The sequence below is a fragment of the ANME-2 cluster archaeon genome (assembly GCA_014237145.1).
Classification (GTDB): Archaea; Halobacteriota; Methanosarcinia; order Methanosarcinales; family Methanocomedenaceae; genus Methanocomedens_A.
The window spans coordinates 25,841-35,350 of the sequence record JAAXOC010000086.1; the positions used below are offsets into that span (position 1 = coordinate 25,841).

The 9,510-nt window shown below is 45.0% G+C and carries 11 protein-coding genes; 7 read left to right on the forward strand and 4 right to left on the reverse strand.

Annotated features, from left to right (window positions below):
- The first annotated feature begins 54 nt into the window (after positions 1-54).
- The 7 genes from HF974_10965 (at position 55) to HF974_10995 (ending at position 4,647) form a co-directional block, all read left to right on the forward strand.
- Positions 55-813: an anaerobic ribonucleoside-triphosphate reductase activating protein gene (locus tag HF974_10965; GenBank protein MBC2698827.1), complete on the forward strand. Its 759-nt coding sequence runs from the start codon at positions 55-57 to the stop codon at positions 811-813.
- A complete protein-coding gene (gene fliE / locus HF974_10970) occupies positions 810-1,355 on the forward strand; it encodes a flagellar hook-basal body complex protein FliE (protein ID MBC2698828.1) in 546 nt (181 codons plus the stop codon). Before HF974_10965 ends, fliE begins: the two co-directional genes overlap by 4 nt.
- Positions 1,352-1,774: a hypothetical protein gene (locus tag HF974_10975; GenBank protein MBC2698829.1), complete on the forward strand. Its 423-nt coding sequence runs from the start codon at positions 1,352-1,354 to the stop codon at positions 1,772-1,774. Before fliE ends, HF974_10975 begins: the two co-directional genes overlap by 4 nt.
- A gap of 309 nt (positions 1,775-2,083) precedes the next feature.
- Complete coding sequence (locus HF974_10980) at positions 2,084-2,236, forward strand: HNH endonuclease (GenBank protein MBC2698830.1); 153 nt, start codon at positions 2,084-2,086, stop codon at positions 2,234-2,236.
- A gap of 138 nt (positions 2,237-2,374) precedes the next feature.
- Complete coding sequence (locus HF974_10985) at positions 2,375-3,565, forward strand: CBS domain-containing protein (GenBank protein MBC2698831.1); 1,191 nt, start codon at positions 2,375-2,377, stop codon at positions 3,563-3,565.
- A 26-nt stretch (positions 3,566-3,591) separates the two neighbouring features.
- Entirely contained in the window at positions 3,592-4,005 is a 414-nt protein-coding gene (locus tag HF974_10990; protein ID MBC2698832.1) for an HIT family protein, read from the forward strand.
- A gap of 105 nt (positions 4,006-4,110) precedes the next feature.
- Positions 4,111-4,647, forward strand: coding sequence for a hypothetical protein (locus HF974_10995; protein ID MBC2698833.1), 537 nt, complete (start codon positions 4,111-4,113; stop codon positions 4,645-4,647).
- Positions 4,648-4,937: 290 nt separating this feature from the next.
- Here HF974_10995 and tgt read toward each other — a convergent pair whose 3' ends face one another.
- From tgt to HF974_11015, 4 genes are all read right to left on the reverse strand, one after another.
- A complete protein-coding gene (gene tgt / locus HF974_11000) occupies positions 4,938-6,029 on the reverse strand; it encodes a tRNA guanosine(34) transglycosylase Tgt (protein ID MBC2698834.1) in 1,092 nt (363 codons plus the stop codon).
- Positions 6,022-7,101, reverse strand: coding sequence for a tRNA preQ1(34) S-adenosylmethionine ribosyltransferase-isomerase QueA (gene queA / locus HF974_11005; protein MBC2698835.1), 1,080 nt, complete (start codon positions 7,099-7,101; stop codon positions 6,022-6,024). The genes tgt and queA overlap by 8 nt, the downstream gene beginning before the upstream one ends.
- 260 nt (positions 7,102-7,361) lie before the next feature.
- Positions 7,362-7,955 (reverse strand): sarcinarray family MAST domain-containing protein, encoded by a 594-nt coding sequence (locus tag HF974_11010; protein MBC2698836.1) that lies wholly within the window; start codon positions 7,953-7,955, stop codon positions 7,362-7,364.
- Position 7,956: 1 nt separating this feature from the next.
- Positions 7,957-9,510 (reverse strand): hypothetical protein (locus HF974_11015; GenBank protein ID MBC2698837.1); only part of this gene is annotated, 1,554 nt, incomplete at its 5' end.

Consider the following 9,510-nt stretch of genomic DNA (forward strand, 5'->3'; position numbering starts at 1 on the left):
TGCGTTTTCGTTTGTAATGGTTATATATCTTGTGATGAATATACCTGTCTGTCAATGCTAAAAACATTCAATTTCGGACATTTTATCCCTATCTCTACTGTGGATTGGCATAGCCGTTCAGTTTCGGTAATATTTTTCAGGGGCTGCCAGTTAAGGTGTCCCTACTGCCAGAACCACGCCTATATCACAGGAAGTAGTGAGATGGATATTGAAGACATGAAGTCACGGATATCCAAAACAAAACCGTTCATCAGTGCGGTAGTGTTCAGCGGAGGTGAGCCGACCCTTCAAAAGGATGCGCTGATAGAGCTTGCCGGATTTGCCAGGTCCGGCTCACTAGCTGTGGGACTTGAGACCAATGGGTTTGGTGCGGATGTGGTAATGGAAATGCTTGATAAAGATCTGCTTGATAAGGTGTTCCTTGATGTAAAAGCACCACTTGACGACCCTGAGCAATACGCTATAGTTACCGGGTTAAATGTAGATGCAGGTTCAAAGGCGGCTGAAAACACAGCCATGACCCTGGACAAATGTATCAGGGCAGGAATTGGACTGGAGGTCAGGACCACAGTATTCAGGGGGCTCGTTGGTGCAGAAGAAGTCAGGAAGATAAGCCAGTACCTGGATGAATGTGACTGCGGTAACCTTACCTATGCAGTCCAGCAGGGTTTATCCGATAATACCCTGGATATGAAAGATACAGAGAAATTCAGCAGGCAGGAAGTGCTGGATATGGCAACAGCTATCAAAGCTGCCAATCTCAAAGACATACGGATACGGACTATAGAGAATGGAGAGGAAAGGATAGTATGAGGATAATTGCTTTTGTGGGTATGCCGGCATCAGGCAAGGGTGAAGTGGCTGCTGTTGCAAAGGAATTGGGTTATCCGGTAGTGAACATGGGCGATGTGATACGTGAAGAGGTCCACAGGCTTGGTCTTGAACCAACAGACAAGAACCTGGGCGGCACCGGTACCAGGCTAAGAAAGGAGGAAGGACTATCAGCTATTGCCAGGCGGTGTGTTACGAAATTGCGTGCCTTAAACGGAAGTGCTGCTGTGGTGGACGGGGTAAGGAACATTGAGGAGGTACACCTTTTCAAGGGGGAGTTCGGGAACGATTTCCTGCTGATAAATGTCGAATCGTCCACAGAGGACAGGCTTACCAGGATTAGAAAACGGGGCAGGCCTGATGACAGGTTAATGGATAGGGAAAGGCTGCGCATCCGTGATAAAAGAGAACTGGGATGGGGCATGGGAAAGTCGATCCAAAATGCTGACCTTACCATTGTTAATGATGGCACAGTAGACCAGTTAAGGAAAAAGGTCCAGAAGATCATTGAGGAACAACGATGATAGCAGTGGAAGTTTCTGCACACGTCAACCCCACAGAGGACAGGGACAGGGTACAGTCTGCTATAGAGGGAATATTCCCTTATCTGGAGTATGAATTACAGGAGAAAGAAGGTTTTACTGCCAGATTGGTTGGTACGGGTGGCAGGGATTCGCTGGAACTGCTCCATGGACTGCTCAGGAGCCGTAAGATACTGGATACGGGGCGCAGGAATATACATATTGAAGGGCTTACTGTGACATTTATCCTGAACAAACAGGCTGCTACTATGGGCAAGGTCAGTTTCCCGGCAGGTGATGAGCCGCTGGGAAGTATCTGGGTGGAGATTGTTGCGCAGGATGCCGATGAGGCCGGGAGGGTGGTGGACTGGCTTGCACCGCCGACAGAGAACGGGCATCCCCAATTCGAGATAGAATTGTAGGCAACATTTTTATGTGCGGGTTACCTGATTATATTCAGGATGAAGGATACTGATATAAAAAAGAGCATTAAATACCGAAGCAAGATCCAGCGTCTGACCCGTTTGTTCAACAGCAGGAAAGCCGAACTTGCTGCCGGATACCAGGGTTACCATGAACTGTCAGGGTTTATTGACCAATGCCAGCGATGGGGTATCACGGACCGGGGACAGGAGAAGTCCCTTGACGACTGGATCGACCTGCTTGAGCGCTGGCCTTTTGTGGGGGGTGCTCCTACCGGAACGCTGGCCCATCACCAGAGGCAGAAGACCATGGCAAGGGAACAATACAAATGTACCATGTGCGGCCGCCCGGCAGAGGAAGTGCACCATAAGGTCCCAAGGTCAAAAGGTGGTAAGAACGATTCCGGTAATCTTGTTGTACTGTGCAGGGAGTGCCATGAAATGCTGCACAGGAAAAGGTAAGTTGTGAAGACGTTTTTATAGTATTATTTTTCCCCATCAAGGGCAGAATTTTGGTTACTGCATCCCTGTAAAAGATTATATATGGTTACGATAAGTTTATTGCAGTAGTATAAAAACGAGTAAACAGGAGTGAGCACATTGAAATGGTCTATTCAGATTGGCAGGATACTGGGAATACCCATAAAATTACACATAACATTTTTAATAATTCTCTTTCTATTCATTTATTACTTTGCTGCGATCAGTTTCAAAGTCGGTGGGTTGGTACTGGGATTTAACGCACTTGATACCTCCTTTGACCTGAAACTGTTATACAGTACCATAGCATCCATCCTGTTTTTTTCCACCATCCTTTTACATGAACTAAGCCACTCATATATTGCCAGGTCAAATGGCATAAATATCCAGAGTATCACTCTTTACATATTTGGCGGCGTGGCCCAGATGGAAGAGATTCCCCGCAACCCAAAAATAGAATTGAAAATGACAGCAGCAGGTCCGGGAATAAGTCTGTTCATCGGAATTTTGACCTATATTCTATATGATTTTTTCGGTCCTGTTCACCTGGAAGGAGCAAACTTCTATTTTGGTGAAATAAGCCCGAATGTTATACAAATGGACCCCATGAACGCACTGTTGATAACCCTGGGGATAATCTCCTTTTATAATATTTTTCTTGGTATATTCAACCTGCTCCCGGCTTTTCCCATGGACGGGGGCCGGATACTAAGGGCTTTTTTAGCCATGTGGCTGCCGTATTTGGAGGCCACAAAGACAGCGGTGGCAATAGGAAAAACCTTTGCACTGCTTATGGGACTGATAGGTCTGTTGCCGCCTGTCAATCCATTTCTGGTACTTATAGCATTTTTCGTATACTTCGGTGCACAGGGTGAGGAGCGGGAGACGTACTTTGCGGTCAGCCTGGAAGGTATCAAGGTAAGTGATGTCATGACCCCGACACCCAATCTGGTCTATATACCTCCTGACTGTACCATATCCCAGCTTGTGGAAGTGATGTTCAGGTTCAAGCATATGGGTTATCCTGTCCAGGAAGACTTGTCAGGTCCACCGCTTGGAATAATAACTTTCCATGATGTCCGGAAAGTCCGGGAAGAACTGCATGATACGGTCAAAGTAAAGGAAGTAATGTCTAAGGATATCATATCTGTAGAACCTGGTATTAATGCATACCATGCCTTGCAGATAATCGCCAAGAATCAAATCGGCAGACTCCTTGTGATACAGGACAACAAGATAAAAGGAATAATAACCATGAAGGACATTATGAGGAAAATGGAGTTCATGAATATGTATCCAAATTCACAATGACCAACAAAGTGTTAAGGTGTTATCATATGGATGATTGTATTTTTTGCAGGATAATAAAAGGTGAGATTCCCAATTACACTATTTACCAGGATAAGAAGACACTGGCATTTCTTGACATTAACCCCAACACCCGGGGCCATACACTTGTAATACCAAAGAAACATGCCAGGAATATTATCGATATGGAAGATACGGACGTAGAGGCACTATTCAGGACTGTGAAGAAAGTGGTGAGCAGTATGAAGGTCTCATTAGACCTTGATGGATTGAACCTTGTTGTAAACCAGGGTGAGGTGGCCGGACAGGTTATCCACCATTTCCACTGCCACATCATACCCCGTTATGTTGACGATGGTATAAAATATTCATCAAAAGGTTATAGCACGTCCACGGAAGAACTTGAAGAACTTGCAGGAAAAATATCAGTTAACATTAAATAACGGTTCATAGCTATTGATTTTTTTACAGTCAAACGTTGCGATGGCACACTCAACCGCAGCAGAGTATAACAATTAATATAAACTATAAATTATAAACTATAAACTATGACTCCAAAATTCTTACTAATTACAGCATTTTTGGTAATGGTAATTCTTTTAATTAGCGGATGTGTCAATGAAGAGAAAAAAGACGAACACGGTTTGACAATAATAGAAAACGTTGAATTTTCAGAAGATGAAAAAGCCAAACTATCGAGTTTGATAGAGAATATCCCGGAAGAAGTTAAGCAGGAATTCAATATTAAATATGAAGCATGGAAAGAAACTTTGGATAACCCGAATCTACGCATTCACAGTAACCCAGGAATGTTTACTCAATCCAGGCAATATGAGGAATTTCTGAGCTTCTGTAAGGAACAGGATAAAACGATATGGCCTCTCTTATTCCAAAAGTATGAGCGAGGAGACGAACTTGTTGGAAGGACTCTCGTAAATTTAACATATAATGAATATGGTTCCTTACTGGATGAAATAAGGCAGGAAAGCGCCAAGGAGCGGTACACTGCTGAAGGTACATACATAGCCCCATCAGAGGACGCTATTAGAATGAAGTACATCAAGAAACTATTGGCATTGATATGATCACAAAAACTGGGAGGAAGCTATCCTCTCTCTTTTATTTTTAAAAAACCAAACTATAAATGACAACTCCAAAATTATCCTGACGATATCCATTTTGAGTTTAATTCGATTATCTTTTGGATATCGCTCCTTCCATAAATAATACATAGAAGTTCTAAACAAAATGATTTGCATATTGTTGAATTCTATACCCATATACTTCCAGATTCAATTGTAAATATATGAAAATGGTAAATAATACAATCGTAATATGACCTTGCAGTAAGCACAATGGCAACTTTCTAATATAATCAGTGGTCTAAATACTGATCCCTGAACTCAGCGAATCTATCCTCTGATATAGCTGTCCTGGCCCCGGTCATAAGGTCCTGCAGGAAGTGCACATTGTGTATCGATGCCAGTCGCATAGCAAGCATTTCCGATTCCTTGAACAGGTGGTAGATATACGACCTTGAAAAGTGCCTGCATGTGTAGCATTTGCATTCATCGTCTATGGGCCTGAAGTCATCCACAAGCGCTGCTCGCCGAAGGTCTATCTGCCCGTGCCTGGTCATGGCACTCTGGTGCCGGGCATTGCGTGTTGGAAAGGCACTATCAAATATATCCACGCCAAGGTATATGGAATCCAGCAGCTCTACAGGCGAGCCCACACCCATTAAGTACCTGGGCTTATCCTCTGGTATCATTGGTAAGTTCAACCTGATGGTTTCATGCATGACCTCTTTTGGTTCACCTATACTCAGTCCCCCAATCCCGTAACCATCGAAATCCATCCCAACCAGGCGCTCAGCACATTCCTCCCTCATATCCGGCAGGGTCCCGCCCTGAAGTATGGCAAATACCAGCTGCTCATCATTACATCTTGAATCAAGACTTCGCTGTGCCCAGTTCACTGTCCGGCAGACCGATTCCCGTATCTCATCACGGTTGCTGCCCCAGGGTGGGCAGTCGTCCAGCACCATAGCCACATCAGAACCCAGGGCACCCTGTATCTCCATGCACAGTTCTGGTGTGTACATGTATCGCTTTCCGTCCCTGGAATTCATATAATTGATACCCTGGTTGTTCAATTTGAACTTGAACTCCTTACGCAATATCTGGAATCCACCGCTGTCAGTGAAGATGGCACCGTCCCACCCCATGAACCTGTGCAGTCCACCCGCATTTTGTATCAGCTCATGACCAGGCCCCAGGTGCAGGTGGAAGGCATTACTGATAATGGCCTGGGTACCCGTATCCCTTAGTTCGGTTGGGGTCAGCGTTTTGACAGTTGCCTTGGTTGCCACTGGCATGAAAGCGGGGGTATCCACAACCTGGTGGGCGGTTGTAAGTCTTCCCTGCCTGGCACCGGACACGGTATCCTGGTGAACTACCTCAAACATGTTTTCCCTCGTTATTGTTCAATATAAACATAGCATCACCAAAACTGTAGAACCTGTATCCGGTATCGATGGCCTCCATGTATGCGTTCATAATTGTCTCCTTGCCTGCATAGGCACTGACAAGCATCAATAGTGTGGACTTTGGCAGGTGGAAATTTGTGATAAGACCGGACATGGGTGTTTTAAATTTATAAGGAGGATAGATAAAAGAGTTGCTCCACCCCTCTGATGGCAATATACTTCCATCCTCCCATGCTGCACTTTCAAGGGAGCGCACCGAAGTCGTGCCTACAACAATAATTCTTCCTTCCCGCAATATGGTTCCATTGATGGCATCGGCGGCAGCCCGGTCTATGATATAGTACTCGGACTCCATGATGTGTTCTTCCACATCCTCACAACGTACAGGCATGAACGTACCCACACCCACATGCAGGGTGATGAAGACCAGCCTGACTCCCATCTCTTTGAGTCGGGACAATATCCCGGATGTGAAGTGCAGCCCTGCAGTGGGTGCGGCTATGGAACCCTCATGCCTGGAATATATTGTCTGGTACCGCTCATTATCGTCAAGTTGCTCTTTGATATAAGGTGGAACTGGCATGGCACCTATATTCTGCAGGTGAAATTCAAATGCACCATTGCACTGGAACTTAATATTGTAACGGTGCCCGGTATGTGTGTCTATCCGCTCAATTACCGTGCCCTTTACCGTGCCATCTGCTATGTCCTTTGCCGTGCCGGTAACGGCGCTGTTAAATTGAATATCGCTGCCTGGCTTTATTTTACCTCTGACCAGGCATTCATAATATTTATCTTCCAGGCGCCTGACCAGCAGCACCTCGATTTTACCGCCAGTATCCTTGGTCCCATAGATCCTGGCAGGTATCACCCTGCTGTTGTTCATTACCAGCAGGTCGCCCGGACGTAGGAGCCGGGGAAGGTTGCTGAATTTCATGTGTTCTATGTCCTTTCCATCCAGTATCATCAACCTTGATGAATCCCTTGGTTCGACCGGGTGCTGGGCGATCATCTCCTTTGGCAGCTGGTAATCAAAATCAGAGAGTTTCATTGCAGTCCCCGAATAGAACATAATATGTTTTAACCTTTCTGCGCCAGGAGCCTTGCAAGTTAATCCAATTAAGGGGAGCATTTTCTTGTCAATCAAATTGTCCTATGTGGCTTAAAACACCACATGAATTATATATTTTAACTGCTATGCCCGCCGCCGGCAGTACTCAACGCACCCCCAATCCCCTGCCCAAAGTTCTTTGTGTTTCCTCTGCACCCGGTCCGCATAGCATCGGCAGGGCACCCAAAATCACTATTGGTTCAGTTCCGTCTTGCCATCACCACAAGTGCAATCCCCAGCAGTGCACTCGCCGCCCCGAACCCTGGCGACCCCTGGGAGGGGGGCTGGTTCGTGGACGAGGGGTCGGTGGCAGTGCGGGTGGGGACGGGGCCTGAGTAGTGTTCGTCAAGGATATAGGGGTTGGCGATAGTATACTGAACCCTGAGATTATTATTTATTTCTTTATTAAAAATAACGATAACATTAATTGGAACGCGACCACCTGTCCATTTACCGTTCGGTGCAATTGTCCATGTATAGACTTTTGTCCAACCAGGTTCTAAATCATATTCAGATACCCATTCATCAAAATTACTTGGACCTGAAATCACATCAAATGACTTTGTTACTCCAGGTTCATATAATTGCATATCAACAAAACCGGCAATCTTTGAAGTAACTTCAACTTTAACTACTATGGGTTCATCAATTTTAATCTCTAAATCATTTACAGTAGCAGGTTCATCATTGCACCATGCAATTGCTTTACCATAATCATTTTCTGCAGCATTACCGTTTGGAATCAATATAAAAATTAAAACCAAGAAAATTATTAATTTACCAATTTTTTTCATTTTACCATCCTTCTGATTCTTCTAAAAATGGATTTGGATTTTCTGCTGTTGGCTTATCTCCTACACCCATAATTTTTCCAGAGGGGACCGCTAAAAATGTACCTGTCAAAAATGAAAAAGTAATTGGGGAATTATCTCCAATTATCCTATTAGTAGTAGGATCCCTTATTGGATCTATTCTTCGTTTATATATCTGCGCTTCATGCCCAAACATTGGATTCGGATGCACCTCATTATCAACATCCAGAACTGTAAATTCCACAATCTCCCCCTCAACTTCTATCATCCACGAATTAACTGTACAGATCCACGGATTCATTGAAGGAAGTACATACGCCCCAGTTGATCCCAACAAGTTAATGTTCCTCAATTTCAGAGTATAGAACGACTCACCGGGATATGGTTCCATAGGGTCAAGATAATCCGGCTCCATATCCACACCCAGCGTCACATTCTCCTCCCAGTAAGCAAGATCATCCACATCATACTTTGACCCATTGTCTCGCACATGCTCTGCCCTCATGGTCAGGCCAATAGGAAAACACAGCGTAGACTTTAACAGACTGGCACCGTTATTATTTGCTTCCCGCACATCGTCTGCCGATTCATTGAATTTCTCATCTATCTGCTCGTCAATATTCTCTGCCGCAGCCATATACTGCTCATTCACCTGGTACAGCACCTCATCCACATACCACTCCCGCACTTGACTGATGGTTTTGGCACTGCAACTGGAATACTTCCCAGCGCTATAGTATCTGGACTTATCCACATACCTGCTCTGGTTCGCCTCGATCTTGTTCGTAAGGTCAATAGCAGTTGCCTGCATGGCATCAGCAGGATTGGGATACTCCATATAATTAATGTCCGGGCTCAGGTGCACATCACTTCGTATCTGCCAGGTAATCTCATCCACCGCATACCTGGCCTCAGTCTCTAACCAGCCCGATGCAGTCACATCAAAAGTCCTGGGATCATAATTATCGCCATCCAAACCCATGTTCTTAACATTTGACTCCACATTGGGGTCAAAGGTATCGCTCTTATAGCTGTCATATGCCTCCTCTAGACCAGTGTCAGTATGTGCGACCACATAATCCACATCCTTCGAAGTATATGCGTCGTCAATATCATTGCCTGTGGAGATGGTTGTTCCGGCATAATTCAACGGAATAGAGGTCTTCGAATTCTCCTTTGCCTTCAGTGTAACAGTTACCCTATCCTCCCTGGTATCAATAGTCGTCTTATCGTTATGCTCGAGCCGTTGACATATACTAGGAACACCATTCTTAATACAGCCATATTCCACCCGATAATAATGCCGCCATACATGCTCCCTGGTCCATGTAACTTCCCATATCTCACCATAAAGATTTCCAGGAACATCTGCATCCCTCGGAACAGTCCCCACCTGGCTCATACTATCAGGCTCACCCCAGCTATCTATCGAGTGACTACTCTCATACCCGTCATGGTTCCCGAGTACAGTTGTCACTTGCCTATCAATTCCAGTGGCAAGAGTTGTTGAATATACCTGGGGAATGATGTCCTGTAT

Excerpts from the sequence above, each read along its gene's own strand:
- HF974_10965 (MBC2698827.1), top strand. The coding sequence starts at position 55 with ATGCTAAAAACATTCAATTTCGGACATTTTATCCCTATCTCTACTGTG.
- fliE (MBC2698828.1), top strand. The coding sequence starts at position 810 with ATGAGGATAATTGCTTTTGTGGGTATGCCGGCATCAGGCAAGGGTGAA.
- HF974_10975 (MBC2698829.1), top strand. The coding sequence starts at position 1,352 with ATGATAGCAGTGGAAGTTTCTGCACACGTCAACCCCACAGAGGACAGG.
- HF974_10980 (MBC2698830.1), top strand. The coding sequence starts at position 2,084 with ATGGCAAGGGAACAATACAAATGTACCATGTGCGGCCGCCCGGCAGAG.
- HF974_10990 (MBC2698832.1), top strand. The coding sequence starts at position 3,592 with ATGGATGATTGTATTTTTTGCAGGATAATAAAAGGTGAGATTCCCAAT.
- HF974_10995 (MBC2698833.1), top strand. The coding sequence starts at position 4,111 with ATGACTCCAAAATTCTTACTAATTACAGCATTTTTGGTAATGGTAATT.
- tgt (MBC2698834.1), bottom strand. The coding sequence starts at position 6,029 with ATGTTTGAGGTAGTTCACCAGGATACCGTGTCCGGTGCCAGGCAGGGA.
- queA (MBC2698835.1), bottom strand. The coding sequence starts at position 7,101 with ATGAAACTCTCTGATTTTGATTACCAGCTGCCAAAGGAGATGATCGCC.
- HF974_11010 (MBC2698836.1), bottom strand. The coding sequence starts at position 7,955 with ATGAAAAAAATTGGTAAATTAATAATTTTCTTGGTTTTAATTTTTATA.